A 26,827-nucleotide genomic window follows, 5' to 3' on the forward strand; every position below is an offset into this window, starting at 1 on the left:
TCTCTTCTCCCAGATCGGTTTGGTATCAGGCCACACAGGCCGCGGGACGTTCGCCGCGCGCCCAGGCGCGGACCGCATCACCGAAAGCCTCGAATAGCGGGCGCGAGACCGGATCTTCCGCCGCCTGCCATTCGGGATGCCATTGCACCGACATCGTGAAACCCGGTGCGTCCTTGACGTAGATCGCCTCGGGAGTGCCATCCTCGGCGCGCCCTTCGATGACGATACGCGCCCCCGGCTGGCAGATCCCCTGGCCGTGCAGCGTGTTGGTGGTCACCTCATCCGCTCCGAGAAGCGTCGCGAAACGCCCTCCGGGGACGAGATGCACGATATGGCGATTGGTGAAAGCCTCCTCCAGCGTGCCTTCGGGGGGCATGCGGTGATTCATCCGGCCCGGAATTTCGCGGATCTCGGGATGGAGAGTGCCGCCCATCGCGACATTCACTTCTTGAAAGCCCCGGCAGATGCCGAAGAAGGGCTGGCCGGTCTCGACGCAGCGGCGCACCAGCGGCAGGGTGATCGCATCGCGGGCACGATCGAAGGTGCCATGTTTCTCGGTGGGTTCCTCGCCATATTCGGCCGGATGCACATTGGGCCGTCCGCCGGTCAGCAGGAACCCGTCACAGACTTCGCAAAGCTCCTCGACCGAGACGTATTCGGGATCGGCCGGAATCAGCAGCGGGATGCAATCGGCCACCTTGCTCACGGCCTCGGAATTGATCTGCCCGCCCTCATGGACGGGATAGCGGTCATTCACGAGGCCACGATTGCCGATGATGCCGACGACGGGTCTGGTCATGGAGGTCTCCTTTGACCCAAGGCTAGGGCGCACGGGCGCGAGAGAAAAGGCGCAAAATGCGCACGAAACTGTGCGTCAGGCGCGGAAACCGAGGTGCGGGGATCAGGCGGCGAGATCGTGGCGCAGGATCGCGGCCTCGGAGGCCTTGAGCGCGCGGCGCGCATAGGCGCCATAGCTCAGCGGGTTCTCCGACACATCGGGAAGGATCGCCATCAGCCCCGCCCGTTGCTCGGGCGCGATCATCTCGATTCGGGTAGAGGCGGGGTGGAAGCTCTCGGTCTCGACGCCGTTTGCCCAGAGCACTTCGTGGCGCTCGAACATCAAGTGGATGTAATGCAACTCGGGGATCGCCGCCTCGAAGCGGATCTGGCGGCCGTTCACCAGATCGCAGGCGCGCACCAGAACCTCTTCTTCAGCGAAAAGCGCGCGCGCGGCGGCCCCGCGCACCAGCATCCGATGCTGCGGCGAGACAATCAGGTCGCGATCGGGGCGCCCGATGCCGAAGGCGCCGGCGCCGATCCGCACCGGGCGCAGATGCGGCATCGCATGCAGCCGCGCGCCCGAGATCCGGCGCTGCCCGATCCAGCAGATTGGCTGCGCACCATCGTCACGGGTCAACACCCTGTCGCCCTCGCGCAGCGCCTCCACGGGGCGACGTCCGCGATCGGTCTCGATCAGCGTTCCGGGCGTGAAACAGATCACCCCCGCCGGTCCCTTGCGCAGCTCTTTCGGGCGCAGGTCAAGCGCGCGATCGACGACCCAGAGGTCGGTTTGCGCGGGCGGCATACGGCCTGCGAACATCAGGATGCGGGTGCCGCTTTCTGGCAGCTCGATCAGAGTCACGACATAGGCGTGATGGCCATCGGTGAGGGTAAAGCTCTGGTTGGGCGTGTCGTCCTCGTCCTCGCGCGTGCCGATCCCGGGCTGGCCCACCGCCTCGCCCAAGAGCTTGCGAACGGCCCGCGCGGCCTTGGCGCGCAGTTCGGCCTCGCCACGGGCGTTGCGCAGGATCAGCCGGTCATTGGGGCCATCGACGCAGACCGCCTGCCCCGACCAACGCCAGCAAGCGCCGATGATGACGGTCTCTGTCGGCGGCTCCGGCGTGCCGTCGATCTCTGTTTGCGCCCACGAAATGACGAAGGTGCCCTGATACCCGGCCCTCATACCTGCTTTATCCTGCTCGTTTTTCGGGGTCGTGAGTTTGCCCCGTTCATTTTTTGCCATGGTATCACAAGGCTTTGCAGTCAGGGAAGCCCCCGCGTTTCCCCTGACGTCAAGCGGGCGCGGGCGCCGTTCACCGAAACTTGCATGCCCCCCGTCTTGCTTTGCCCATGCGCTCCGCCATCATGAGGCCAGTACCAGTCCGGAGTTTTTCGCGATGAAACACCTTGCCCTGATTGCGGCCCTTGGGGTCGCCGCCCTGCCGGCGCTTTCCCCTCAAAGCGTATTTGCCGGCCAACCGCTCTCGCAACTCGAGATCCAGCGCATCCATGAACTCGTCGGGGATGTGGACCTGTCGAACCTCTCGGCTCGCCAGATCGCGGTGATCAAATCCGTACTCGTTCAACGCACCGACGAGGCCGACAAGAAAGCCACGATTCTCGCCATTCTGAAGGAAAGGTAGACAATGTTTTTCTGCCGCACTCTGACCCGGCTCGGCCTTGCAATCGCGATGAGCGCTTTCGGCGCTTTGGCCGCATCGGCCGCGAGTGGCCCGTCACCGCAAGACATGATGCCCGATGGCGCGTCGAGCGCTGCCAAATCGGGGCCTGATCCGGCGTATTACATGCCCTCGGACCCGCATCTGAGCGCTTTCGACATCTCCCGCGCCACCCCCTTCGCAGGCGGCAAGCCGCTGGACGCGCTCGATTACGAGCAGGTCGCCGCGATCGAGAACGCACTGATCCATCCCTCGCTGGAAAAGACACGCGCGGCGCTCATCGCGCAGAGCTTGGCCAAGGGGATCTGACCGGGAAGACCCGATCTGGATAGCGGGCGCGCGCGGACGACTGCGCGCGCCCGCCTCGCCTCACCAGGCGTTGTATTGCAGGTATTTGCCCGACATCTCGACTTTCACGCGGTCGCCTTTGGGGTGCGACACGCGCGTCACGGACATGTCGAAATCGATGGCCGACATGATCCCGTCGCCGAACTCCTCGTGGATCAGCGCCTTGAGCGTCGGCCCATAGACGCCCACCACCTCGTAGAAGCGGTAGATGCAGGGATCGGTCGGCACGGTCTGGTCAAAGACCTTGGTGGGGCTTTCGGCAAGCACCTCGGCCGCCTCGCCCGGAAGGCCCAGCACCTCGCACAGCGCTTTCGCCTTTTCCGCCGGGAAGGCGTTCATGCCCATGCAGGCGGAATGGGTGAAGACCGGCGACATGCCGATCTTCTCGGCAATCTCGGCCCATTTCAGCCCGAGCTTCTTGCGGGCCGCGATGATCATCACGGTCACGTCTTCCTTGTCGAGAATATCGGGGATCATCATCGTCATCGTCTCTCTCCTGTCAGTAGCGGCCTCTGGCGGGCCATTCGGGGTTATGCGAGCAAGTTCGCGAGCAAGATCACCACTGCGAGCCCCAGAACCGTGCTCAGCACTTTCCAGAAGGTGAGCGGGTCGCGGTCGATCAGGGGACGACGGTTGCGCGCGACGTAATCGGCTGCGGGACGGCGCAGGTCGGCGATGAACTCGCCCAAGGCATCGGGGCGGCGCGCGGGATCGGGATGGGAGGCGCGCTCTAGCGCGGCGTCGATCCAGTCGGGCAGATCAGGGCGCAGATCGGTGAGCGGACGATAGCGCAGTCGCAGCCTATCGCGCGGCGAGGAAATCCGTGCGACCTGCGCCCCAAAGGGGAGACGGCCGGTAAACATCTCATAGGTGATGACGCCCAGCGAAAACATCTCGGCGCGCCAGCTGATCGCCTCGCCCGAGAAATATTCCGGCGCACTGTATTGCTGGGTGCCAAGGATATCCTCGTCGCGCGCCGGCCCCGCTTCGGCGACGCCTGCAACCCAGGCCGAGCCGAAATCGATGATCCGCACAACCCCGTCGCGCCCGATCAGGATATTCTCAGGGCGCAGATCCTGATGCAGGATCTCGCGGCGATGCATCAGCCGCAGCCCCTGGTCGATCTGTTCGACGATCTCGCGCACGCTCTCGGCATCGGGACGGGGATTGTCGCGCATCCATTGGCGCAGGCTCTGGCCGGGGATGTAATCCGAGGCGACATAGAAGGCCGTGCGCTCGCGGGCGGGCGGCGCGGTCATCAAGTGGGGCGAGGCGAAGCGCCGTGCGATCCATTCCTCGGCCATCATCGCACGCAGGTGATCGGGGCGCTCGCGCATCTCGGAGGCGGGGAACTTGAGCACCACCTGCCGCCCCAGGCCGTCCTCGGCGAGAAAGGCATGCGAACGGTCATTGCCGTGCAACGCGCGCAGGATACGGTAGCCGTCGATCTCCTCGCCCGGCGCGGGCGGATCGATCACCGGCAGGTGGGCAGCTTCGGGCATGAGATCGGCGGGTTCGGGATCGGGCAGCGCCTCAATCCGCACGATCTGGATGGTGAGATTGTCGGGCGACCCTGCGGTGAGCGACGCCTCGGCGATCTCGCGCGCGGCCTGATCGAGATCGCTCGCCTCCGCGATCCGGCGGGCCACCGCGCGCATATCCCAGTACGCGTGAACCCCGTCGCTGGTGAGCATGAAGACATCGCCCACACGCAAATCGACGTGGCGACAATCGATCTCGATCTGCGGCGCGAGCCCCATCGCCCGCGTCAGCCATCCCCCGCCCGGGGCCGTGTGATCTTCGGTCAGGGGCTCGAGTGCCGCGCCCGAGAGCCGCCAGATGCGGGTGTCTCCCATGTGAAACAGATGCGCCCGACGCGCCTTCAGGATCAGCGCGCTGAGCGTGCAGATATGCGCGCGGTCCGGATCGTCGATCCCGGCATGGCGTGTCTGGGCGTAAAGCCAGCTATTGGTCGCGGCAATCACCTTGCTTGCCGCGGAGCGCACTGTCTCGGCGGGCGAGGTCGCGAAATAGTCGCCCATCAGCGCCTTCACCGCGCTTTCGGCGGCGACATGGCTGACCGGGCTCGGGGAGATGCCGTCGGCTACGGCCAGAACGATCCCCTTGAGGCGCCGCTCGATGCCCTCGGGCAGAGCCGCACCATGAAAATCCTGCATCCTCTCCTTGCGGCCCGCGCTCGCGAACTGGCCGAGCGTGACCTCGAGACGGGTCTGGCTGGCGCTGTCCCTCGGCATGGCGGTCGGACCTTTCACGACAGGAGGATGAAAAGGTGCAAGCCCCGCCGGGAAGGGTGACGGGGCTTGCGGGCTGTCGAAGGCTTATTCAGCGGGGACGCCGACGCTGCCTTCGGACTTCGCGGCATTGCGCTTGGGGCTTTCGCGGAAGTGGGTGGCGTAGATCATGCCGCCTACGAAAGTCAGGCCGCCCACGAGGTTGCCCAGCACGACGGGGATCTCGTTGTAAGCAAAGTAGTCGACCCAGGTGAACTGGCCGCCGAGCATGATGCCCGAGGGGAACAGGTACATGTTGACGATCGAATGCTCGAAGCCGAGGTAGAAGAAGATCAGGATCGGCATCCACATCGCCATGATCTTGCCCGAGACTGAGTTCGACATCATCGCCGCGACCACGCCGGTCGAGACCATCCAGTTGCACATCACGGCGCGGATGAAGACGGTCAGCATGCCCGAAGCGCCGGCAGCGGCGTATCCCAAGGTCCGGGCCTCGCCGATCTTGCCTATTTTCTGGCCGACAGCATTGGGTTCCTGACTGAAGCCCATGGTGAAGATGATCGCCATGAAGACGGCCACGGTCAGTGCACCGCCGAAATTGCCGAGGAACACGAGGCCCCAGTTGCGCAGGACACCGCCGATCGTCACGCCCGGACGTTTGGCCAGCAGCGCCAGCGGCGCCAACGTGAACACGCCGGTCAGCAGGTCAAAACCGAGCAGGTAGAGCGTGCAGAAACCCACCGGGAACAGCAGCGCCGCTACGAGGAAGTTGCCGGTATTGACCGCGATGGTGACCGCGAAGGCGGCCGCCAGTGCGAGGATGGCCCCCGCCATATAGGCGCGGATCAGGGTATCCTTGGTCGACATGAAGACTTTCGATTCACCGGCGTCGACCATCTTCGCGGCGAATTCCTTCGGTTGAACATAAGACATCGTTTGCGTCCCTCGATGTTGGATGTGGTGGGAGGCCGTCAGAATGCGATCAGGACGGTGTCGTCCTCGACCCTGACGGGGAAAGTACGGGTTTGGCCCTCGTCTGCGCCCTGTGCGGCGCCCGTCTCGAGCGAGATCACCCAGTTATGGAGCGGGCATGTGACACAGCCTTCATGCACGATCCCTTCGCTCAGGGGCCCGTTCTTGTGCGGGCACTTGTCCTCGAGTGCGTAGACACGGTCATCCGACATGCGGAACACCGCGATCTTGATCTGCCCCCAGAGCACGCGGCGCGAGCCCTGGCGGGGAATTTCGGAGAGCGGGCCGATCGCGACCCAGTTTTCGACTTGCGCGTTCATTCCGCTGCCTCCAGCTTGAATTCTGCCATAGGTTTGAATTCGTGGGCGTCCTTGCCCGCGACGCGCTCGGCCCAGGGGTCCACTTGCGCGAATTTCTGGGAGAAGACGAAGCGGTCGTGCAACTCGCGGCGCGCCTCCTTGTCCTCGAGCACGATGGTTTTGATCCGGTCGTAGCCGACGCGATCGGCCCATTTGTAGATCCGCTCGAGATAGAAGCCCTCTTCGCGGTAGAGCTGGGTAAGCGCAGCGGTGATCTCGATCACCTCTTCTTCTGTGGCGACGATGCCAAGCTCGGTCGTGCCCTGGATATGCAGGCCCGCCGCGCCGCCATAGACGATCTGATAGCCGCTATCGACGCAGATGATGCCGATGTCCTTGCAGGTGGCCTCGGCGCAGTTACGCGGACAGCCGGTGACGGCGAGCTTGAGTTTCGCGGGCGTCCAGGACCCCCAGAGGAATTTCTCGAGCTTGATCCCGAGCCCCATCGAATCCTGCGTCCCGAAACGGCACCATTCCTGACCCACGCAGGTCTTCACCGTGCGCAGCCCCTTGGTATAGGCGCCGCCCGAGACCATGCCGTGCTCGTTCAGATCGGCCCAGATGCCCGGCAGGTCTTCTTTCTTGATGCCCAGAAGGTCGATACGCTGGCCGCCGGTGAACTTCACCTCCGGCACGTCGTATTTCTCGGCAATGTCGGCGATGGCGCGCAGTTCGGCGGCGGAGGTCTTGCCGCCCCAGATGCGCGGAACGACCGAATAGGTGCCGTCCTTCTGGATATTGGCGTGGACGCGCTCGTTGATGAAACGCGAGCGGTAATCATCTTCGTATTCGCCCGGCCAGTCCGAGACGAGGTAGTAGTTCAGCGCGGGGCGGCACTTGGCGCAGCCCTCGGGGCTCGACCATTCGAGCTCCTGCATGACCTCGGGGATCGACTTGAGCTCGCGGGCCTTGATCAGGCGGCGCACCTCACCGTGACCGAGCGGCGTGCAACCACACATTCCTTCGGCCTTCTTCTCGAAGGCATCGCCCAGCACCGCCTTGAGCAGGTTCTCGACATTGTTCGCACAGGTACCGCAGGAGGCCGAAGCCTTGGTATGGGCGCGCACCTCGCTCAACGCGGTGAGGCCCTTGTCGGTGATCGACTGGACGATCTGGCCCTTGCAGATACCGTTGCAGCCGCAGATCTCGGCGTCGTCCGGCAGGGCCGCGGCTGCCGCCACGGGATCAAAGCTGCCACCGCCCTGATGGGCCTGACCGAAGATCAGCGTATCGCGCATGTCCGAGACATCGGTCGCGGCACGCAGCATCTCGTTGAACCAGCCGCCATCGGCCACATCGCCATAAAGAACGGCGCCGATGATCTTGTTATCCTTGAGAATGACACGCTTGTAGCTGCCGCGCTGCGCATCGCGCAGAACGATATCCTCGCGCCCTTCCCCTTCGGCGAAATCTCCCACCGAGTAGAGATCGCAGCCCGTGACCTTGAGCTTGGTCGGGGTCTCGGAATGCTTGAACCCGGCGGTTTCTTCTCCGGCGAGCGCATGGGCCGCAACCTTTGCCATCTCGTAGAGTGGCGCCACGAGGCCATAGACGCGGCCATCGACCTCGGCACATTCGCCGAGCGCGTAGATCGCGTGATCGGAGGTGCGCATCGTCGCGTCGGTGACGATGCCGCGATTGACCTCGATCCCGGCCTCCTTGGCGAGGCCGGAATTGGGACGGATGCCCACGGCCATCACCACGAGATCGGCTTCAAGCACGGTGCCGTCTTCCAGCTCGACGCCCTCGACCTTGTCGGCGCCAAGGATCGCCTTGGTGTTGGCGCGGCATTTCACGTCGATCCCGCGCGCTTCGAGCGCACGCTGCAGCAGGTATCCCGAAGCTTCGTCGAGCTGGCGCTCCATCAGCGAGGGCATCAGGTGCAGCACGGTCACCTCCATGCCGCGCAGGCGCAGACCCGCCGCCGCCTCGAGGCCGAGAAGACCGCCGCCGATCACCACCGCCTTGCCGCCCTTCTTGGCCGCCGCGACCATGGCCTCGGTATCGTCGAGATCGCGATAGGCGAGCACGCCCGGCAGATCCTTGCCCGGAACGGGGATGATGAACGGCTGCGAACCGGTGGCGATCACGAGCTTGTCGTAATGTTCGACAGTGCCCTTGTCCGAGATCACCCTGCGCTCGACGCGGTCGATCTCGACCACCTTCTCGCCCTTGTGGAGGGTGATGCCGTGCTCGTCATACCAGCCCTGGCCGTGAATGATGATGTCGGCATAGCTCTTGTCGCCCGAGAGCACCGGCGAGAGCATGATGCGATCGTAATTGACCCGCGGCTCGGCGTTGAAGATCGTGACCTCGTAAGCGTCGGTCAGATCGAAGAGATGTTCGAGCATCCGCCCCGGCGCCATGCCGTTGCCGATGATGACCAGTTTTTGTTTCTGCGTTTCCATGCGCGGTCTCCGTGAGTGACTGGGGCGGCCGAGGCCGAAATCGTCCGGAGAATGCGTAGGAAGAAACGGGTGCATCTCCGCGGATCGCGAGCGATCCGAAGGTGCAGCCCCGTTGCCGCTGTGCCCCTCATGGGGCGCTTGACGAGAAATACCGCGCCGTTGCGGTGGAAAGCCCGGGCGCCATGCCCGAGGACTTGATAATCCATAATTACTGCCCTCAATGCTGCACCTGCAAAGAAAACTGCGCTAAATCGTCGGAGCCGATCCGAAATTGTCGCGCGACCTTCTCGTTTGACTGCGCACAGGGCGAAGCTGCCCATTTTCGCGGCACCATGAGAACGGCGCCTAACCCTCTCTGCTGCAAGCGCGATTCGAAAAAGAGCCGCCTTCCCGAAGGAAGGCGGCCGGAGGGGGAAACGATGAGGCTTAATTTGCGTCAGGCCTGTGCGGCCACACCGACCGCCATTGCCCGGCTTTGCGCGAGCGGTTTGGCATAGCGTATCAGGATGATCGCGGGATTGGCGATCTCTTCGCGTGCGATCGTCGCGGCCAATTCCGACAGGCAGGTCCGGGCGACTTTCTCGCGCACGGTCGTGGCGGAGGCGACGATCTCGACCTCGACCTCTCCCGGCACGCCCGCCGCAAGCAGGTCGGCGGCGATCTTCGGGGCCTTGCGCACCCCCATGTAAAGCGCAAGCGTCGTGCCGGGGCGCAGCACCTCGACCCACTCGGGCGTTTCATCCCCCTCGCGGCAGGTCGCGGTCGCGAAGACCAGCCGGTCGGTCGCGCCGCGCTCGGTCAACGAGCGGTTGAGGGCGGCGCCGGCTGCGGAAGCCGCCGAGACGCCCGGGACGATCTCGATCGGGATACCGTGCTCGGCCGCGGCGGCAAGCTCTTCGGTCGCGCGTCCGAACACACCCGGATCGCCCGATTTGAGGCGCACCACGCGGCGCCCCTGAAGGGCGGCGGCGACGATGACCTCGTCGATCTTCTCCTGCGGCCAGGCGTGACGACCGACCTCCTTGCCGACATAGATCCGTTCCGCCTGGGGGCAGAACTCGAGCACGTCTGGATCGACCAACCGGTCGTAGAACACGATCTCGGCCTCTTGCAGGCGGTTGAGCGCGCGCAGGGTCAGCAAATCAGCCGCACCGGGGCCCGCGCCGACAAGCGAGATCCGCCCGCCCTTGCGGCGATCGGGGGTCGGGAACGCATCGGCGAGCGAGACAGGAAGCATGGTCATGGCTGATCTCCGGTCATTCGGCGGCTTGCGCCGGGGTGGCGCTCGCCAGCAGGGCTGCGAGTTCGGGGCGGCAGGATCCGCAATTCGTGCCCGCTTTCAGCGCCAGCCCGATCTTTTCGACCGAGGTCAGGCCCTGCTCGCGGATTGCGGCGAGGATGGTGTTCACACCGATGTCGAAACAGGCGCAGATGGTCGCGCCCGGATCGGGGCGGTCAGAGCCCGGACGACCCGACATCAGCGCGGGATCCGGTTGAGCACCGATCTGATCCGTCAGGAAAGCGCGCGAGACCGCGACGGGCTCGGGGGCCGCAAAGAGCGCGGCAAGCACCTGCCCCTCGGCGACGAATGCGATGCGGGCAATGCCGCGCGCCGGATCGAGCAGCGTCACCACCTCGGCCTCGGGCAGATTGAAAAGTCCGCGCGCGTAACCGACCCAATCCTCGGGATCTGCATCGCAAGCCATTTCGACGCGCCAGCCTTTCGCGCTGCGGGCCTTCGCCCAATAACGGCTGGTCGGCATGATCTCCTCACCGGCGATCGCGAACCCGTACCAGGCGGCGGGGAAAGGGGTGATACTGACTGCCGAGCCCTTGCTCTCGGGCTGGCCCGAGACCGGATCGGTATTGGCCGCGACCAAAGCGTCGATGCGGCCCGCCGAGGCCGTCTGACCGGTCCAGTGCATCGGTGCGAAGACCTCTCCCCGCCCGATGCGCTCGCTCACCATCGCGCGCAGGATCGCGGTGCCGGCAGGGCTCTCGACGCTCACGAGCTGCGCCGGTTTGATGCCCAGCTTCGCCGCATCGGCCGGGTTCAGCTCCAGATAGGGTTCGGCCATGTGCTGGCTCAGCCGCGCCGATTTCGCGGTGCGCGTCATCGTGTGCCAGTGATCGCGCACGCGGCCGGTGTTGAAGCGGAAGGGATAGGTATCGCTAAGCTGCGATTGCGGCGCGCGGGGCGTGATCGGCAACATCCGGGCGCGGTTGTCCTTGGTGTAGAAATGACCATCCGCGAAGAAACGCCCGCCCGATTTGCGCGCGCTTTGCGGCCAGCAGAAAGGCGCGAGCGCTTCATATTCTTCGTCCGAGATCTCGGCGAGCGCAGAGATATCGAAATCGCGCCCGAGCGCCCCCGCGACGCCTGAGAGCGCCGCATATTCACGAAAGATCGCGGCCGCTCCGTCATAGGCGAAGGCCTCGCCCCAGCCCATGCGCGCCGCCACGTCGCAGATGATCTGCCAGTCGGGCCGGGCCGCACCGGGTGCGGGCAGAACGCGGCGCTGGCGCGAGATCATGCGCTCGGAATTGGTGACGGTGCCGTCCTTCTCGCCCCAGCCGGTCGCGGGCAGCAGCACATCGGCGAGCTGCGCGGTGTCGGTGCGCGCAGTGATGTCCGAGACGACAACGAAATCGCACCCCTCAATCGCGGCGCGCACCCGATCGGCTTCGGGCATCGAGACGGCGGGATTGGTCGAGATGATCCAGAGCGCCTTGATCCGCCCCTCCTCGACCGCACGGAACATGTCGACCGCTTTCAGGCCCGGCTTGTCGGGCATTTCGGGGCTGACCCAGAAGCCCTGCACCGCATCGCGATGCGCGGGTTCCTCGATATCGAGATGGCACGCGAGCATATTCGCCAGACCGCCTACCTCGCGCCCGCCCATCGCATTGGGCTGGCCGGTGACCGAGAAGGGCCCCATGCCCGGTTTGCCGATCCGGCCCGTCGCGAGATGGCAGTTGATGATCGCATTGACCTTGTCGCTGCCCGAGCTCGACTGGTTGATGCCCTGGCTGTAGACGGTGACGACCTTCTCGCTGCCGATCCAGAGCTGATAGAAAGCGTCGAGTTCCTCCGCGCTCAGCCCGGTCATGCCGAGATCGCTCGCCTGTGCCGCCGCGACCGCCTCGGGAAATCCCGAGACATTGCGCGCAACATAGTCGCTGTCGACGACACCAGCCTCGACGATGCGCGCAAGCAGCCCGTTGAAGAGCGCCCCATCCCCCCCCGGCGCGATTGCCAGATGAAAATCGGCGAGATCCGTGGTCGCGGTGCGGCGGGGGTCGATGGTGACGACTTTCAACTCGGGCCGCGCTTTTTTGGCGGCGGCGAGGCGCTGGTAAAGAACCGGGTGACACCAGGCGAGGTTCGACCCCGTCAGAACCACCAGATCAGCCTCTTCCCAATCGGCATAGAGGCCGGGCACGGTGTCGGTGCCGAAAGCGCGGCGGTGGCCTGCAACCGAAGAGGCCATGCACAGGCGCGAATTGGTGTCGATATTGGCGGTGCCGACATAGCCCTTCATCAGCTTGTTGGCGACGTAGTAATCTTCCGTCAGAAGCTGCCCCGAGACATACATCGCGACGCTGTCGGGCCCGTGCTCGCGGATACTTGCGGCGAATTTCGCGGCGACAAGGTCAAGCGCCTCGCCCCAGCTCGCCTCGCGTCCCATCACCTGCGGCGCAAGCAGCCGGTCATCGAGTGCGACAGTATCGCCCAGTGCCGAGCCTTTCGAGCAGAGCTTGCCCTCATTGGCCGGGTGCGCCTTGTCGCCCCGGATTTTCAGACCGCCCTGCCCGTCCGGTTCGGCCAGCACGCCGCAGCCCACACCGCAATAAGGGCAGGTCGTGCGCACAGCGCAGGCACGCGCGCCGCGGCGCAGATCGAGGGAAGAGACATCGGTCATCGGGGCCTCACGCGGTCAGGCTGCACAGCCCGCCATAAGGCGCTGGCAGAGGTTGCGGGTCAGCGGGGCCGAAGATCAGCGTCTCGCGCAGAGCGCTGACATCGGCACCGGTTCGGATCAAATCGCGAAACCAGCCGGAATCGCGGCTGTCGCCATAGAAGACCGCACCTTTCAGGCGACCCTCTTCGAGCACGAGCCGGCGGTAGGTGCCGCGCGCGGGATCGCTGAGCACGATTTCCTCGCGGGTCTCTGCCGGCGCGAAATCTCCCGCCGAGAAGATATCGCAGCCCGTGACCTTGAGCTTCGTCGAGACTTCAGGCGGGGTGAACGCGGCCTCGCGGCCCTGCAGCACATCGGCAAGCACGCGGGCCTGATCGAAGAGCGGCGCGACGAGCCCGAAAAGCTGGCCGTCATGCTCGACACATTCGCCAAGGGCGTAGATCGCGGGGTCGGAGCTGTGGAGCTGATCATCGACAAGGATGCCGCGACCCACCTCGAGCCCTGCCTCTTTTGCAAGCGCCGTGGTCGGGCGGATGCCCACCGCCATGACCAGAAGATCGCAGGGCAGTTCGGTCCCGTCCTCTAGGATCAGCGCGCGGACATGGCCATTCTCACCGGCGATTTCCTTCGAGACCGCGCTGCAGACCACGCGGATGCCGCGATCGTTGAGCGCCTTGCGCAGCAAGAACCCGGCGGCGGGATCGATTTGGCGCTCCATCAGGTGCCCCATGAGATGAACGACGCTCACCTCCATGCCGCGCGCGGCAAGGCCCGCGGCTGCCTCGAGCCCCAGCAGCCCACCGCCGATGACGACGGCACGGCCTCCCCGCGAGGCCGCGGCGATCATCGCCTCGGTATCCTCGAAATCGCGATAGCCGATCACGCCAGTCAGATCGGCCCCCGGCAGGGGCAACATGACCGGACTCGAGCCAGTCGCGATCACCAGATGGTCATAAGGCACATCGCCGCCGGGCGCGTGGACGCGCTTCGCGGCGCGGTCGATCCCGCTCACCCGTTCGCCGAAGCGGCAGGTGATCGCGTGGCGCGCATACCAGGCGTCATCATGGGTGACGATCTCGTCATAGCGCGTCTCGCCCGCCAGCACGGGCGAGAGCATGATGCGGTTATAGGTGCCGCGCGGCTCGGCATTGAAGAGCGTGATATCATAGCGGCCGGGCGCTTCCTCGGTGAGATGGTCGAGAAGCCGGCCTGCCGCCATGCCGGCGCCGATGATGACGAGCCGCTCAGCCATCATGCAGCATCCTTCTTCTTGTGAGCGCCGTGCTCGTATTCCTCGAGGAAATTCAGGATTTCCTCGCGATAGGTATAGTAGTCGGGGTGCTCGAGAAGCGCCTTGCGGGTGCGCGGACGCGGCAGGTCGACCTCGGTGATCTTGCCGATCGTGGCGCGCGGCCCGTTCGTCATCATCACGACGCGGTCGGCCAGCAAGATCGCCTCGTCGACGTCATGGGTCACGCAGACGGCGGTGACCTTGGTGCGGCTCCACACCTCCATCAGCACCTCTTGCAGCTCCCAGCGGGTCAGGCTGTCGAGCATCCCGAAGGGCTCGTCGAGAAGGAGCAGCTTGGGCGAAAGGGCGAAGGCGCGCGCGATACCGACACGCTGGCGCATCCCGTTCGACATCTCGGAGGCGGGCTTGTCCATCGCATCGCCAAGCCCCACGCGCTCCAGATAGTAGTCGATCACGTCCTGACGCTCGGCGCGCGACGCCTTGGGATAGACCTTGTCGACACCGACCGCCACGTTCTCGCGCGCCGTCAGCCAGGGGAAGAGCGAGGGCGACTGGAACACCACGGCGCGCTCCGGGTCGGCGCCCTTCACTTCGAAACCGTCGAGCTTGATGCCGCCTTTCGACACATCGTTGAGCCCCGCAGTCATCGTGAGAACGGTCGATTTCCCGCAGCCCGAATGCCCGATCAGCGAGACGAACTCGCCCTTCTTCAGGGTGAGGTTGAAATCCTCGACGACGGTCAGCGGCCCTTTCGGGGTCGGATAGATCTTATGGAGCTGCGAATATTCGAGATATTTGTCTTCGAGCGCCGAGCGCGCGGCCTCCGACACCGCCTTGGGCAGCGCATGCAGCGGCACCACGTCCGGCAGCAGGCGCTTGCCCTCGGCCTTGGCCTGCATCCCCACATCCATCAGGTAATTGGTGACGCCGGCGCGCAGGCGCTTGAATTCGGGATCGTGGTTCATCGCCCCCCGGTCACGCGGACGGGGGATCGTGACCTTGAACTCCTCGCCCAGCGTGCCATCGGGGTTGAGCGCTATGATTCGGTCGGCAAGCACAATCGCCTCGTCCACATCGTTGGTGATGAGCACGCAGGTCTTCTTATCGGCTTCCCAGATATGCTCGATCTCGTCGGCAAGGTTCGCCCGCGTCAGCGCGTCGAGCGCGGAGAGCGGTTCGTCGAGGAGCAGCATCTCGGGGTTCATCGCAAGCGCGCGGGCGACGTTCACCCGCTGGCGCATGCCGCCCGAAAGCTCGGCCGGACGGCGGGCCTTGGCATGGGCAAGCCCCACCATCTGCACGTAATGATCAACCTTTTCCTGACGCTCTTTCCTGGACAGGTTCGGAAAGATCGTGTCGACGGCGAGGCCGACATTGGCGTCCACCGTCAGCCACGGCATCAGCGAGTAGTTCTGGAAGATCACGCCGCGCTCGGGGCCCGGACCGGTGATCCGCTTGCCCTTGAAGCGAACCTCGCCCCGGCTGGGCATCTCGAGACCGGCCATCAGGTTCACCAGCGTCGTCTTCCCGGTACCGGAGAAGCCCAGGAGCACGAGAAACTCGCCCTCCTCGACTTTGAGGTTCACGTTCTTCAGCACGTCGGTGCGTTCCGCGCCTTCGCCGAAGCTCTTGGAGACATTGTCGAATTCGAGGATATCCATGGCGATCACCGGTTATTCGAGAAGGTGAACATCGACTGGATCGCGAACATCAGGCGATCGAGGATGAAGCCGATGATGCCGATGGTGAAGACCGCGACCATGATCTTGGCGAGCGAGCTGGAGGAGCCGTTCTGGAACTCGTCCCAGACGAATTTGCCAAGACCGGGGTTCTGCGCGAGCATTTCCGCCGCGATCAGCACCATCCAGCCCACACCGAGCGACAGACGCAGTCCGGTGAAGATGAGCGGCAGCGCCGAGGGCAGCACCAGTTTGGTGATCTTGGTCCAGGTGTTCATCTTGAGCACCTTCGAGACGTTCACCAGATCCTTGTCGATCGAAGCCACGCCAAGCGCTGTGTTGATGATCGTGGGCCAGAGCGAGCACAGCGTCACCGTGATCGCCGAGACAAGGAAGCTCTTCGAGAACATGCCGTCCGAGGTGGTGTAGACCGCCGAGACGACCATGGTCACGATCGGCAGCCACGCCAACGGCGAGACCGGCTTGAAGATCTGGATCAGCGGGTTCATCGCCGCATTCGCCGTCTTCGACAGACCCGCCATGATGCCCAGCGGAACAGCGATGATGGTACCGAGCGCGAAACCGAAGAACACCGTCTTGATCGAGGTCCAGATCTGATCGAAATAGGTCGGCTTGCCAGTGTAATCGCGCCATTTCACGCGGTCGGCTTTGCCGTCGGCGACGAGCTTTTCGTTGCGCACTTCCTGACGCTCGTAAAAGGCCGCGGCCTTGGCGCGTTCGTCGGCATGGTCCTGATAGAGAACGCCCACCTGCTCCCAGACCTGTGCCGGCCCCGGGATCGCGCCAAGCGAGGTCTGCACCTTCGGCGCCAGCGTTGCCCAGGCGGCGAGAAACAGAACGATCGCGGTGACAGGCACGCCCAGGAGCTGCCAGATCTCCTTCATCTGCGTCTTGGGATTGTCGCCCGCGAAGGCGCGCAGGATCGGCGTGACCCAGCTCAGGCCGAGTACCTTGAACCAGCCATCGGCCTTGTTGATACGGGTGAAGAGACGTTCGCGACGGGCCTCGCGGGCCTCTTGCGCGTTCAGGGCGTCAGGGTCGATGGCGGTCATGGCTGTGCGTCCTTGATGGGCGAGAGAGTTGAAAAAGGCGGGCGAGGCAGGTCGGGGCCTCGCCCGTGGGGGTCAGGGCTTAGCCCTCGACCTTGTTTCCGACCACTTTCTGACCGGATTTCAGGCCGATCGGCAGGCTGTCGATATAAGCGTTGGGAGTGCGGCCGTTATACTCGACGCCGTCGATGATATCGGACGTCGGATCCCGGTAACCATCGGTATCCCAAGGGAAATCCGCCTTGTCCGCGATGCCTTCCTCGACCAGCATCTGCGCAGCCTTCAGGTAGATCTCGGGCTTGTAGACGGACTTGGCGACCTCGTCATACCAGCTGTCGGGCTGGCTGTCGGAGATCTGGCCCCAGCGGCGCATCTGGGTGAGATACCACACCGCGTCCGAGTAGTAGGGATAGGTCGCGTAGTAGCGGAAGAAGACGTTGAAATCGGGAACGTCGCGCTTGTCGCCCTTCTCGTATTCGAAGGTGCCGGTCATCGAGTTCGCGATGACTTCCGCATCCGCGCCGACATATTCCGACTTGGCGAGGATCTCGACCGCCTCGGGGCGGTTGGCGTTGTCGTTCTCATCGAGCCACATCGCGGCGCGGATCAGCGCCTTGGTGATGGCGAGGGTCGTGTTCGGATTTTCCTCGGCGAATTCGGCGGTGATGCCGAAGACTTTCTCGGGATTGTTCTTCCAGATCTCGTAATCGGTGATGACCGGAACGCCGATCCCCTTGAAGACGGCCTGCTGGTTCCACGGCTCGCCCACGCAATAGCCGTAGATCGTGCCGGCCTCGAGGGTCGCGGGCATCTGCGGCGGCGGGGTCACCGAGAGCAGCACGTCGGCGCCGATCTGACCCGACACGTCATCGGGCGAGTAGTAGCCCGGCTCCAGGCCACCGGCCGCCAGCCAGTAGCGCAACTCGTAATTGTGGGTCGAAACCGGGAAGACCATGCCCATGTTGAAGGGCTTGCCGGCGGCGCGGTAGCTTTCGACAACCGGCTTGAGCGCAGAGGCCGAGATCGGGTGGACCGGCTTGCCTTCGGCGTCGACGGGGATGTTCTTCTTCATTTCTTCCCAGACCTCGTTCGACACGGTGATGCCGTTGCCGTTGAGATCCATCGAGAAGGGCGTGATGACATGGGCCTTGGTGCCGAAGCCGATGGTCGCGGCCAGCGGCTGACCGGCCAGCATATGTGCCCCGTCAAGTTCGCCGTCGATCACGCGATCCAGCAGAACCTTCCAGTTCGCCTGCGGCTCGAGCGTGACGAAAAGGCCCTCATCCTCGAAATAGCCCTTCTCATAGGCCACTGCGAGCGGCGCCATGTCGGTAAGCTTGATGAAGCCGAATTTCAGCTCGTCCTTCTCGACATCAAGCATCTCTGCGAAGGCCGGAGCGCTCAAGATCGTCGTGGTAGCGATAGCTGCCAGAAGCTTTTTCATTGTTCACTGTCCCTGTGTCGTCATTTTTGCGTCGAAAATGAAAAAACCGCCCGATCCAGGCGCGCTTCCAGGGAGGAGGAGTGGAAGTCTGCGCTAAGATCGAGCGGCTTTGCCCGAAGCCACGCTGCAGCGCGCGGCTATGAATGTCTTCGTCGAGACGACCTTGCCTCGATAAGTCAAGAATCCCATTGTGCAGCTGCGGCGTCAACGACCTTGGAAATTTCTGCACCCGCAAAAGGGCCGAATTTTTCGCGGGCCGTTTTATTTGCCCAAATTTTCACCGTCAGGGATTTGAGGGATCAAAAATCCAGCCGTCGAAAAACGCATCCGGTGACAGAATCAGCTTGCCGGATTGCGTGGCGACTGCGGTCGGCTCGGTCATTGCGCCTTCGATCTTCTCGCGCGCGCCGGGCATTTCGGCTCCCAGATCCGCAAGGTTGCGGCGGTAGAGATCGGTCCGGCAGATCGCACGCGCGGCCGCCATCGCTTCTTCCCGACCAAGCCCCATCCGAGCGGCGAGACGCGACGCGACCAGCGCCGCCTGCGACGCCCAGGGATAGGCCGCAGCCCCCTCGAAGAACTCCAGATAGCCGCTGACGCGACGCAGCTCGCCGCGCTGCGAGATTATCAGCTCCCCCGTCAGAGACCGCTCGATCAGTTCGGCGGGCAGGTCGAGATATTCGTGCAGCGCAAGGATTTCAGCTGCAGTGCCGCGATTCTCGGGCCGTGCAAGCCAGCGCCCCGCAAGCCAGGTGGCACGCATCAGGCGCCGTGTGAGACCCGGTTCCGCCTCGGCCCAGTCGTGACGCACGGCCAAAACCTTCTCGGGCGCGTTGGCCCGGATCGCGGTTCCTGGCAGAAGCAGCTCGCCAACCCCGGTTTCGACTGCGATCGAGCCCCAGGGGGCGCCCACGCAGAAGGCGTCGATCTCGCCTGCGGCCAAAGCCTCGGCCATCAGCGGCGGCGGCACGGTACGCACATCGAGATCCTGCGGCGCTTTCAGCCCCAGCGCACCAAGCCAGTGATAGAGCATCTCTGCATGCATCGAGAACGGGAACGGCACGCCGATGCGCAGCGGCCCGTCAAGCGCTGCGATCAGCGCCTCCCCCGCCCGTTTGGCGCAGGTAAAATCGAACTCGTACCCGTTGGCGCGAATTTTCTCGGCAAGGGCGCGCGATACGCCAATGGAATTTCCATTGAGCGAGAGAACCAGAAGAATGTCGATCCTGGTGCCAAAGCCCCCGAGCCCCAGCGCCGCCGCGACCGGCATCGGGAAGAGCATATGCGCCGCCTCGATCTGCCCCATTGCGAGGCGGTCGCGCAGGGTCGACCAGCTCGGCGCGGGCGCAAGTTTGAGGTCGAGCCCCTCTTCCTCGGCAAACCCGATTTCGCGCGCGATGATCAGCGGTGCGGCATCAACGAGTGGGATGAACCCGACAGAGATCGGCGCGCCACTCATGCCAGAAGCCCCGCCGCCGTAACCAGCGCCTGCGCCACTTCGGCCACACGCTTTCCCTGATCCATCGCCGTTTTGCGCAGCAGCGCATAGGCCGCATCCTCGTCGACGCCGCGCGCCTTCATCAACAAACCCTTGGCACGGTCGATCACCTTGCGCTCTTCCAGCGCACGTTTGGTCGCGGCGAGTTCCGCCCGCATCCGGTGGATCATGTGAAAGCGCGCCACCGCGGCGTCCAGGATCGGCTTGATCCGGTCCGCACGCAGCCCGGCCACGACATAGGCCGACACGCCCGCGTCGATCGCGGCCTTGGTCATTCCCTCGTCTTCTCGATCAACGAACATTGCCACGGGCCGCTCAAGCGGCCCCGAGGCCAGCGCCATCTCTTCGAGCATATCGCGCGAGGGGTTGGCCATGTCGATCAGCACGACGTCCGGGTTGCGCTCGGAAATGCGTCGGGCGAGCCCGGCCGTCTCGGCAATCACAGCAATCTCGAAATCGCCCGCCTCGCGCAGGCTCGCCTCGATCAGGGCGGCTCGCTCGGGCTCGGCTTCGACGACGACGATGGACAATTTCTTCGACATGGCACCCTCTTCGCGCCCAGCGGTAGAGGGTTCAGCCCACACCCGGCAATCTCGCCGCTTTCCGCAGTGCAGCAGAATAACCGGCAGAAGCAGTCGCGCCAAAAAAATGGGCGCACCCGAAAGGATGCGCCCGTTTTTCAGTCAGAGCTGGGAAAACCTCAAACGGCCCATTCGCCCTTGCGGAAAACCGGCACGCGGGCGCCATCGGCGGTGATCCCGTCGATATCGGTCTCGGGCCCGCCGATCATCCAGTCGACATGGATCATCGAGCTGTTACCCCCTTTCGCGGCGATTTCCTCGGGGCTCATCTCGCCCCCGCCGACGAAGCATTTCGAATAGCACTGGCCCATCGCGATATGGCAAGCGGCGTTCTCGTCATAAAGCGTGTTGTAGAACAACAACCCCGATTGCGAGATTGGCGAGCCATGCGGCACCAGCGCCACCTCGCCCAAATGGCGCGCGCCCTCGTCGGTATCGAGGAGCTTTTGCAGGACCGCCTCGCCCCGGCTGGCTTTCGCCTCGACGGCGCGGCCGCCTTCGAAACGCATCTCGATATTTTCGATCAGGCTGCCCTGATGCGAGAGCGGCTTGGTCGCACGCACGACGCCTTCGACCTTCTTGGCATGAGGCGTGGTGAAGACCTCCTCGGTGGGGATGTTGGCGTTGCAGGTGACGCCGTTATTCGCCGTCGAGGCCCCGCCGTTCCATTCGTGGTCATCGGCAAGCCCCACCGTCAGATCGGTGCCGCCGCCCTGAAAATGGAGCGCGGCAAACCGCTGGGTGTTGAGCCATTCAGTGCGCGTACGCAGCGCCGCATTATGCGCCTCCCAGGCCGCGACCGGATCGGGCTGATCGGCACGCGAGGCGGCAAAGATCGCAGCGGCCAGTTTCGCCACCGCCTCTGTTTCGGGCAGGTCGGGGAAGACGCGCTTCGCCCAGGCGGCGGTCGGGTAGCTCACGATCGACCAGTTGATGTCGAAATTCGAGATCTTCTCGAGCGCGGGCTTATAGGCGATCGAATTGGCCTTGCCGGCGCGCGCGACCTTCTCGGGATCCTGCTCGGCCAGCAGCATCGGATCTTCGCCCACGATCGCCATGCGTGCCGCGCCCCCGGCATAGGCCTCGGCCATGCCCTTGTAGAGCCAGCCCGGCGCGTGATCGAAACTGTCGTCATGGGCGTTCTCGAACCGCGCCAGCGTGATCTCGCCATCGCTGAGGATCGGGGTGAAGGTCGATGCCCCCGCGCGGTACGCCTCGGCGGCGATCTTGCGCACGAGTGGCAGCGCCTCGACCGGCGCGGTCAGCACCAGATCCTGGCCCGGTTGCAGGTTGAGCCCCACCTTCACCGCGACCTGCGCGAGCTTGTCGAGGGTTTTCGCGTCGATCGGATCGCTTGCCATGTCTGCCTCCTGATTTGCCTTTGAGGGGCAAGATAGAGGTCCTTGCGGCAGGCTCAAGCCCGGCTGGCGGCTGGTCGGGCGGTTAGAGGCCGAACCATGGCGCTGCATGGGCCACGATCTCGTCGAGATCGCGGTAACGTGCGGTGAAGCCCAGCACCTCGGCCGCCTTGGACGGGTCGGCTGTCAGCTCCGCCGGATCGCCGGGACGGCGCGGGGCCAGTTCATGGGGCACCTTGCGGCCCGTCACCCGCTCCACCGCGGCCACCACCTCGTGGATCGACGCGCCACGCCCGGTGCCGAGGTTGAGCTTCACGCTCTCGCCTCCCGCCTCGAGGTGATCGAGCGCGAGCAGATGCGCGCGGGCCAGATCGTCGACATGGATATAGTCGCGGATACAGGTGCCATCGGGCGTGGGATAATCGGTGCCGAAGATCTTCACCGGCCCTGCCTGCCCCGAGGCCGCCATCAGCACCAGCGGGATCAGATGGGTCTCGGGGTCATGACGTTCCCCGATCTCGCCCTCTGGGTCGGCCCCGGCGGCGTTGAAATAGCGCAGCGCGGCAAAGCGCAGCCGATGTGCGACCTGAGCATCTTGCAACATCCATTCGCAGACGAGCTTGGTGCGGCCGTAAGGGTTGATCGGAGCCTGCGGCAGGTCCTCCGAGATCGGCAGGCGGTCGGGTGTGCCATAGGTCGCGCAGCTCGACGAGAACACGATCTTGTCGATCCCCACCGCTTCGACCGCCTCCAGCAGCGCGGTCATGCCCCCGAGGTTCACGTCGTAATAGTGCTCGGGCGCGCCCACGCTCTCGCCGACATAGGCAAGCGCCGCGAAATGGATCACCGCGCCGATCCGATGCTCGGCCAGCGTTTTCTCGAGTAGCGCACGGTCGCGCATGTCGCCCACCACCAGCGGCCCCCAGCGCACCGCATCCGCATGGCCACGCGAAAGATCGTCATAGACCACCGGCTCGCGCCCGGCCTTTGCCAGCGCCTTGCAGCAATGCGAGCCGATATAGCCCGCCCCCCCTGTCACGAGGATCTTCGGTTTGCTCATGCCACGCCGCCGATGCGCTGCTGCGCCATATCGATCTCCTCGCGGAAATACTCGATCGTCGGGATAAGCCCGTCATGGAGCGGCACTTTCGGCTCCCACCCCAGAAGCGTCTTCGCCCGCGTGATGTCCGGGCGGCGCTGAAGCGGGTCGTCCTTGGGCAGCGGATGGAACTCGCGTTTCACCTTCGCCCCTGTCAGATGAAGCACGAGATCGGCCAGTTCGAGCATGGTGAACTCATGCGGATTGCCGAGGTTCATCGGATCGAAGATCGTCGGCTCCAGTTCATCGGCCTCCATCAGTGACGTCAGACCGACGAGCATATCCTCTATATAGCAGAAGGACCGGGTCTGCTCGCCCTCGCCATAGACCGTGAGCGGCTGGCCCGTCAGCGCCTGCACGACGAAATTCGACACCACGCGCCCGTCCTCCGGGTCCATACGCGGCCCGTACGTGTTGAAGATCCGCGCGATGCGCACATCGACATGGGTCTGGCGGTGGCTTTCGTAAAACAGCGTTTCGGTGGCGCGCTTGCCCTCGTCATAGCAGGCGCGCGGGCCGACCGTGTTGACCAGACCGCGATAGCTCTCGGGCTGAGGCGAGATGTCGGGGTCGCCGTAAACTTCGGAGGTCGAGCTTTGCAGGATCCGCGCATTTTTCTTCTCGGCAATCGCGAGCAGGTTCAGCGCCCCGATGAAAGAGGTCTTGAGCGTATGCACCGGATCACGCTGATATTTCGGCGGCGAGGCCGGACAGGCAAGGTTGTAGATCCGGTCCACCGGCCCCTTCACCGTGAAGGGCTCCACGATATCATGCAGGAAGAAGGCGAAGCCGGGATTGGGGATCAGCCCTTCGATATTGGCGCTACGTCCCGTTTCAAGATTGTCGATGCAGATCACCCGGTCGCCCTGCGCCAGCAGACGCCGCGAAAGATTGGACCCGATGAAGCCCGCTCCGCCCGCGATGAGTACTGTGCGGCGATACGCCTGAGCACCCGACAGCGCCCCAGCCCCACTGACAAAAGGCGGAACGAATTCTTTTTCGGCTGACATTCTTACCCCTTCCAACACCTCGGGCCTTGCCCACCTGACCCGTCGAACGCCTGAAAGGTATTTGCCCCTTCAAACATATCAAGACTACCAGATTACGCTGTGAATAACCCTGACACAAAGCAATCCTGCCCGTGAACACGCCGTTTTCACTGCGAGATTGCGTCGCGGGCAGGATCTGTCGATCAAGGGTTCACGAGAAGGGCACCGACGGTTTTCCGGCTCAGGATGCCGTCCGTGCAATTGAGCCCACCCGGCACAGTCTTGCACAGCTTGTTCATCCCTCTCAGCGTCAACGGCCCCGCCAGCCCATCGAGCTTGCCCGAATAGAGCCCCTTCGCCTTCAGATCCTCCTGAAGGACGTAGATCACCACGTTCGGCGCAGCCTTGAAGAGATCCTCGGCGGCCGCCTGGCTCAGATCGGCGCGGCGCGATTGTACGACAGCCGCAGAGGCCGCGATCCCTTTCGGATCGCGCCGCTTCGCGACATCGATGCTCAACTGCATCGCCGCGCGTTCGGAATCGGTGAAAAGCTCGGGATGGTCCTTGAGCAATGCCTCGGCCGCCGCGCGATCCTTCTGTATATTGAGCCCGTTGCCATCGCGCAAAAGCCCCAGCAGATAGCGCGCGGCTTCGCGATTGCCGGCATTGGAGGCCTGCGTCAACTCCTCGACGGTCTTGGGCCCGTCGGCGCGCATCGAGATACCCCACATCTGGCGGATGGCATCAAGCACCTCGATGCGCTGGTTGCCCGCGGCGCGCGCTTTCTCGGCATAGCCTTCGAATTTCGCGCGCGAGACCGAACCGCCGCCAAGATACCCATACATCGCGCCTTCCGCGAGCGTGGCATAGGCCTGCCCCGCGCCCAGTTCGCCCGCACGGTTGAGGATCGCTTCGGCGCCCTTGGGGTCGCGCTCGCTCCACATCAGCATCTCGCCGTATTTCCAGATGCCCTGCCCGTCGCCCTTGTCGGCGGCGGCTTCGGCAAGCGCCTTGGCTTTCTCCCAATCCTTCGGAAGTCCCGTGCCGTAAAGGTAGAACTCGGCCAGCGCGACCTCGGCCTTTGGATCTCCCTTCGCAACCAGCTCCTCGAGCAGCCCCTTGCCGCGATCCAGATCGCGGGGAATTGCCCAGCCCCCGATCAGTTGCCTGCCAAGGATCAGCTTGGCCTCGCTGTCGCCTGCCGCTGCGGCTTCCGACAGCAGCGCCTCGCCGCGTGCGGGATCAGCCGGAAGCGGCCCACCCCAGAGCAGCAGGTTTCCAAGCGAGGTCTGGGAAGGAAGATCGCCCTGCGCCGCCGCAGTCTCAAGCAGCGCAAGCCCGGCAGCGACATCTTTTGTCTGGCCGTCGAGCCCGTAAATCAAAGCCTCGGCCCGACTGCGCGGGGAGACCTGAGTGGCGTCTTGCGAGGCGGCGGGCTCTGTCGCGGGCGCAACGGGTGTCGCCGCATCCTGCGCGAGCGCCACCCCTGTCATACTCATCAACACGCCCGTAGCGAGCGCCGTGCCGAGCATCCAATAGCGAAAATCGTGACCACGCATAGCATGTCCCCTGCCTTGTCTATCTTTATAGTATGACACAGAAATCAGGGATGCGCCTTGATCACGCACAAGAACTCTTGATTTCTCGCCGAGTTTTGACGCGCGGTTAGCCGATCGCAAGCACGTAAGGCAGCGCCAGCCCCGCCATTGCGAGCGAAATGCCCATCGGCAGCTTGCCCCTGCGTCGGCAGGTCATCCAGTCGAGACGCGCCGCGACCGGGGCACGTTGCAAGCCGATCGCGATGCCACTGCCAATGATCAGCGACACCGAGAAGACAATAAGAAACTGCGCCACCGCAGCGGAGGGCACGAAGAGCATCAGCACGGTCAGGAATTTCACATCCCCGCCCCCGAAGGCACGCAAGGTGAACAGCACGTAGCCGATCGCTAAGGTCACCCCCGCCACGGTCAGACGCGCGCCAATCTCGGACCAGCCCAGAAGCGGAGCGCACAGGACGAAAAGCCCCAGCGCAATCAGCACCAGCCGGTTAGGGATGCGCATCTCGCGCAGGTCGCTGAACGCCACCATGAACAGAAGCGGCGCCAGAGCGACCAGCGGCAGCAGTTGCAGGCTCATGCCAGCCGTCCCGCATGGCGGCGGGTGAGCTCGAATGGCAGATCCGAGACGAGCTGGAAGGTCAGCTCGGCCAGGTTGCGTGCACCTGTCTTGGCATAGAGATTGCTCAGATGCGTGCGCAGGGTCGATTCCGAGATCCCAAGCTCGCCGCGCATCTGATCGGGTGACTGGCCGTGGCTCAGAAGCAGGCAGACGCGATACTCGGCGCGACTGAGCCGTGCGGGATTGTCCGCGCTCAGGATGGGCGAACCCACGGCGGGTGCCGCCTGCGCCGCAGCCGATTTCAGCAGCGCCTCGGTAAAGAGCCCGCGTGCACGGTTGCTCCAGGTCCGGCTGAGCGTATCGGCAAGGATCGTCAGCACCGCTTGCTGATAATGGCGCAGCTTGTCGGAGAAATGTAGCTCGATCGTGTCGATCGCGCGGTCACTCACCTCGAGCGGGATCACCACCAACTCGTGCAGCTGGCGCCGGGCCAGAAGCATCGCGGCGGCGGCCGGAAGCTCTTCGTCGCGCATCGTTCCGTACCAGGTCGAACCCGGCTTGGCCTTGTCGAGATAACCATCCAGCAAGAGTTCGGCGAAGCTTTGCTGCAACGGGATCCGATTCCCCGAGCGTGCCCTGTCATGGACCAGAACCCGCGTCGGCGTCTCTCCGGCCCGCGCATAGCGCGAGAGCACGATCGCCTCTGCTCCGATACTGTCAGTCAGAATTCGCAGAGCGCTGCGCAGCGGATTGGTTCCGTGCAAACACTCGCACCATTGCGCCACTGCGCCGATCATGCCGGCTTCAATAGCGCGTTGCTGACCGGGGTCCCCACCCCGATCCATCGCATAGTCCCTCATGGCCCCCACCATCCCAAAGACTTATATAATGTACTCACATATTCTTGGCAGCGTGTGAGTTCCCCCAGCGTAACCTACTTTTCACCGTCGCCCTAAGCTAATCTTTGGATTGATATCCACAGCAGCCTGTGGGCAGTTTTGAGAGACAGTTGCTCAAC

The 26,827-nt window shown here is 64.2% G+C and carries 23 protein-coding genes; 2 read left to right on the forward strand and 21 right to left on the reverse strand.

What is annotated here, in order from left to right:
* Positions 1-25 precede the first annotated feature (25 nt).
* Complete coding sequence (locus tag BMI90_RS13935) at positions 26-799, reverse strand: gamma-glutamyl-gamma-aminobutyrate hydrolase family protein (RefSeq protein WP_078530095.1); 774 nt, start codon at positions 797-799, stop codon at positions 26-28.
* Positions 800-901: 102 nt separating this feature from the next.
* A complete protein-coding gene (locus BMI90_RS13940) occupies positions 902-1,963 on the reverse strand; it encodes a Hint domain-containing protein (RefSeq protein ID WP_078530096.1) in 1,062 nt (353 codons plus the stop codon).
* 214 nt (positions 1,964-2,177) lie between these two features.
* On the opposite strand from BMI90_RS13940, the gene BMI90_RS13945 reads away from it, so the two are divergent.
* Together BMI90_RS13945 and BMI90_RS13950 are read left to right on the forward strand one after the other, a co-directional pair.
* On the forward strand, positions 2,178-2,423 hold the full coding sequence (locus BMI90_RS13945; RefSeq protein ID WP_078530097.1) for a hypothetical protein: 246 nt from the start codon (positions 2,178-2,180) through the stop codon (positions 2,421-2,423).
* 3 nt (positions 2,424-2,426) lie between these two features.
* Positions 2,427-2,768 carry a hypothetical protein gene (locus BMI90_RS13950; protein WP_078530098.1) on the forward strand — a complete coding sequence of 114 codons (342 nt, stop codon included), beginning with the start codon at positions 2,427-2,429 and terminating at the stop codon, positions 2,766-2,768.
* 60 nt (positions 2,769-2,828) lie between these two features.
* Here the strand turns inward: BMI90_RS13950 and cynS are convergent, their stop codons facing one another.
* The 19 genes from cynS to BMI90_RS14045 all read right to left on the reverse strand — a co-directional run bounded on the left by cynS (position 2,829) and on the right by BMI90_RS14045 (position 26,669).
* Positions 2,829-3,293: a cyanase gene (gene cynS / locus BMI90_RS13955; protein ID WP_078530099.1), complete on the reverse strand. Its 465-nt coding sequence runs from the start codon at positions 3,291-3,293 to the stop codon at positions 2,829-2,831.
* Positions 3,294-3,337: 44 nt separating this feature from the next.
* The gene (locus BMI90_RS13960) at positions 3,338-5,062 is read right to left on the reverse strand and encodes a bifunctional protein-serine/threonine kinase/phosphatase (RefSeq protein ID WP_078530100.1); all 1,725 of its coding nucleotides are present in this window, start codon (positions 5,060-5,062) and stop codon (positions 3,338-3,340) included.
* Positions 5,063-5,146: 84 nt separating this feature from the next.
* The gene (locus BMI90_RS13965) at positions 5,147-5,992 is read right to left on the reverse strand and encodes a formate/nitrite transporter family protein (protein WP_078530101.1); all 846 of its coding nucleotides are present in this window, start codon (positions 5,990-5,992) and stop codon (positions 5,147-5,149) included.
* Positions 5,993-6,030: 38 nt separating this feature from the next.
* Positions 6,031-6,351, reverse strand: a complete 321-nt coding sequence (gene nirD / locus BMI90_RS13970) for a nitrite reductase small subunit NirD (protein WP_078530102.1) — start codon at positions 6,349-6,351, stop codon at positions 6,031-6,033.
* On the reverse strand, positions 6,348-8,798 hold the full coding sequence (nirB, locus tag BMI90_RS13975) for a nitrite reductase large subunit NirB (protein ID WP_078530103.1): 2,451 nt from the start codon (positions 8,796-8,798) through the stop codon (positions 6,348-6,350). The genes nirD and nirB overlap by 4 nt, the downstream gene beginning before the upstream one ends.
* 436 nt (positions 8,799-9,234) lie before the next feature.
* Positions 9,235-10,041: a uroporphyrinogen-III C-methyltransferase gene (cobA, locus tag BMI90_RS13980; protein WP_146671296.1), complete on the reverse strand. Its 807-nt coding sequence runs from the start codon at positions 10,039-10,041 to the stop codon at positions 9,235-9,237.
* 13 nt (positions 10,042-10,054) lie between these two features.
* Complete coding sequence (locus tag BMI90_RS13985; RefSeq protein WP_078530104.1) at positions 10,055-12,721, reverse strand: nitrate reductase; 2,667 nt, start codon at positions 12,719-12,721, stop codon at positions 10,055-10,057.
* A gap of 7 nt (positions 12,722-12,728) precedes the next feature.
* Positions 12,729-13,973 carry an FAD-dependent oxidoreductase gene (locus BMI90_RS13990; RefSeq protein ID WP_078530199.1) on the reverse strand — a complete coding sequence of 415 codons (1,245 nt, stop codon included), beginning with the start codon at positions 13,971-13,973 and terminating at the stop codon, positions 12,729-12,731.
* A complete protein-coding gene (locus BMI90_RS13995; protein ID WP_078530200.1) occupies positions 13,973-15,634 on the reverse strand; it encodes an ABC transporter ATP-binding protein in 1,662 nt (553 codons plus the stop codon). Before BMI90_RS13995 ends, BMI90_RS13990 begins: the two co-directional genes overlap by 1 nt.
* Positions 15,635-15,639: 5 nt before the next feature.
* Positions 15,640-16,725: an ABC transporter permease gene (locus tag BMI90_RS14000; protein ID WP_078530105.1), complete on the reverse strand. Its 1,086-nt coding sequence runs from the start codon at positions 16,723-16,725 to the stop codon at positions 15,640-15,642.
* 79 nt (positions 16,726-16,804) lie between these two features.
* Positions 16,805-18,166, reverse strand: coding sequence for a CmpA/NrtA family ABC transporter substrate-binding protein (locus BMI90_RS14005; protein ID WP_078530106.1), 1,362 nt, complete (start codon positions 18,164-18,166; stop codon positions 16,805-16,807).
* Positions 18,167-18,449: 283 nt separating this feature from the next.
* Positions 18,450-19,625, reverse strand: coding sequence for a CmpA/NrtA family ABC transporter substrate-binding protein (locus BMI90_RS14010; protein ID WP_078530107.1), 1,176 nt, complete (start codon positions 19,623-19,625; stop codon positions 18,450-18,452).
* Positions 19,622-20,206, reverse strand: coding sequence for an ANTAR domain-containing protein (locus BMI90_RS14015; protein ID WP_078530108.1), 585 nt, complete (start codon positions 20,204-20,206; stop codon positions 19,622-19,624). Before BMI90_RS14015 ends, BMI90_RS14010 begins: the two co-directional genes overlap by 4 nt.
* Positions 20,207-20,364: 158 nt before the next feature.
* Positions 20,365-21,606 (reverse strand): aminopeptidase, encoded by a 1,242-nt coding sequence (locus BMI90_RS14020; protein WP_078530109.1) that lies wholly within the window; start codon positions 21,604-21,606, stop codon positions 20,365-20,367.
* Between the two features lie 82 nt (positions 21,607-21,688).
* Positions 21,689-22,663, reverse strand: a complete 975-nt coding sequence (galE, locus tag BMI90_RS14025) for a UDP-glucose 4-epimerase GalE (RefSeq protein WP_078530110.1) — start codon at positions 22,661-22,663, stop codon at positions 21,689-21,691.
* Positions 22,660-23,712, reverse strand: coding sequence for a UDP-glucuronic acid decarboxylase family protein (locus BMI90_RS14030; protein ID WP_078530111.1), 1,053 nt, complete (start codon positions 23,710-23,712; stop codon positions 22,660-22,662). Before BMI90_RS14030 ends, galE begins: the two co-directional genes overlap by 4 nt.
* A 182-nt stretch (positions 23,713-23,894) precedes the next feature.
* Complete coding sequence (locus tag BMI90_RS14035) at positions 23,895-25,250, reverse strand: SEL1-like repeat protein (protein WP_078530112.1); 1,356 nt, start codon at positions 25,248-25,250, stop codon at positions 23,895-23,897.
* Between the two features lie 106 nt (positions 25,251-25,356).
* Complete coding sequence (locus BMI90_RS14040) at positions 25,357-25,827, reverse strand: prepilin peptidase (RefSeq protein WP_078530113.1); 471 nt, start codon at positions 25,825-25,827, stop codon at positions 25,357-25,359.
* Positions 25,824-26,669 (reverse strand): helix-turn-helix transcriptional regulator, encoded by an 846-nt coding sequence (locus BMI90_RS14045; protein WP_168172791.1) that lies wholly within the window; start codon positions 26,667-26,669, stop codon positions 25,824-25,826. Before BMI90_RS14045 ends, BMI90_RS14040 begins: the two co-directional genes overlap by 4 nt.
* Positions 26,670-26,827: the final 158 nt, after the last annotated feature.

The organism is Thioclava sp. L04-15, assembly GCF_002020275.1.
Taxonomy (GTDB): domain Bacteria; phylum Pseudomonadota; class Alphaproteobacteria; order Rhodobacterales; family Rhodobacteraceae; genus Thioclava; species Thioclava marina.

Bases quoted from the DNA above. Each gene is read 5' to 3' on its own strand.
- BMI90_RS13935 (WP_078530095.1), bottom strand. From the start codon at position 799: ATGACCAGACCCGTCGTCGGCATCATCGGCAATCGTGGCCTCGTGAAT.
- BMI90_RS13940 (WP_078530096.1), bottom strand. From the start codon at position 1,963: ATGAGGGCCGGGTATCAGGGCACCTTCGTCATTTCGTGGGCGCAAACA.
- BMI90_RS13945 (WP_078530097.1), top strand. From the start codon at position 2,178: ATGAAACACCTTGCCCTGATTGCGGCCCTTGGGGTCGCCGCCCTGCCG.
- BMI90_RS13950 (WP_078530098.1), top strand. From the start codon at position 2,427: ATGTTTTTCTGCCGCACTCTGACCCGGCTCGGCCTTGCAATCGCGATG.
- cynS (WP_078530099.1), bottom strand. From the start codon at position 3,293: ATGACGATGATGATCCCCGATATTCTCGACAAGGAAGACGTGACCGTG.
- BMI90_RS13960 (WP_078530100.1), bottom strand. From the start codon at position 5,062: ATGCCGAGGGACAGCGCCAGCCAGACCCGTCTCGAGGTCACGCTCGGC.
- BMI90_RS13965 (WP_078530101.1), bottom strand. From the start codon at position 5,992: ATGTCTTATGTTCAACCGAAGGAATTCGCCGCGAAGATGGTCGACGCC.
- nirD (WP_078530102.1), bottom strand. From the start codon at position 6,351: ATGAACGCGCAAGTCGAAAACTGGGTCGCGATCGGCCCGCTCTCCGAA.
- nirB (WP_078530103.1), bottom strand. From the start codon at position 8,798: ATGGAAACGCAGAAACAAAAACTGGTCATCATCGGCAACGGCATGGCG.
- cobA (WP_146671296.1), bottom strand. From the start codon at position 10,041: ATGACCATGCTTCCTGTCTCGCTCGCCGATGCGTTCCCGACCCCCGAT.
- BMI90_RS13985 (WP_078530104.1), bottom strand. From the start codon at position 12,721: ATGACCGATGTCTCTTCCCTCGATCTGCGCCGCGGCGCGCGTGCCTGC.
- BMI90_RS13990 (WP_078530199.1), bottom strand. From the start codon at position 13,973: ATGGCTGAGCGGCTCGTCATCATCGGCGCCGGCATGGCGGCAGGCCGG.
- BMI90_RS13995 (WP_078530200.1), bottom strand. From the start codon at position 15,634: ATGGATATCCTCGAATTCGACAATGTCTCCAAGAGCTTCGGCGAAGGC.
- BMI90_RS14000 (WP_078530105.1), bottom strand. From the start codon at position 16,725: ATGACCGCCATCGACCCTGACGCCCTGAACGCGCAAGAGGCCCGCGAG.
- BMI90_RS14005 (WP_078530106.1), bottom strand. From the start codon at position 18,166: ATGAAAAAGCTTCTGGCAGCTATCGCTACCACGACGATCTTGAGCGCT.
- BMI90_RS14010 (WP_078530107.1), bottom strand. From the start codon at position 19,625: ATGAGTGGCGCGCCGATCTCTGTCGGGTTCATCCCACTCGTTGATGCC.
- BMI90_RS14015 (WP_078530108.1), bottom strand. From the start codon at position 20,206: ATGTCGAAGAAATTGTCCATCGTCGTCGTCGAAGCCGAGCCCGAGCGA.
- BMI90_RS14020 (WP_078530109.1), bottom strand. From the start codon at position 21,606: ATGGCAAGCGATCCGATCGACGCGAAAACCCTCGACAAGCTCGCGCAG.
- galE (WP_078530110.1), bottom strand. From the start codon at position 22,663: ATGAGCAAACCGAAGATCCTCGTGACAGGGGGGGCGGGCTATATCGGC.
- BMI90_RS14030 (WP_078530111.1), bottom strand. From the start codon at position 23,712: ATGTCAGCCGAAAAAGAATTCGTTCCGCCTTTTGTCAGTGGGGCTGGG.
- BMI90_RS14035 (WP_078530112.1), bottom strand. From the start codon at position 25,250: ATGCGTGGTCACGATTTTCGCTATTGGATGCTCGGCACGGCGCTCGCT.
- BMI90_RS14040 (WP_078530113.1), bottom strand. From the start codon at position 25,827: ATGAGCCTGCAACTGCTGCCGCTGGTCGCTCTGGCGCCGCTTCTGTTC.
- BMI90_RS14045 (WP_168172791.1), bottom strand. From the start codon at position 26,669: ATGAGGGACTATGCGATGGATCGGGGTGGGGACCCCGGTCAGCAACGC.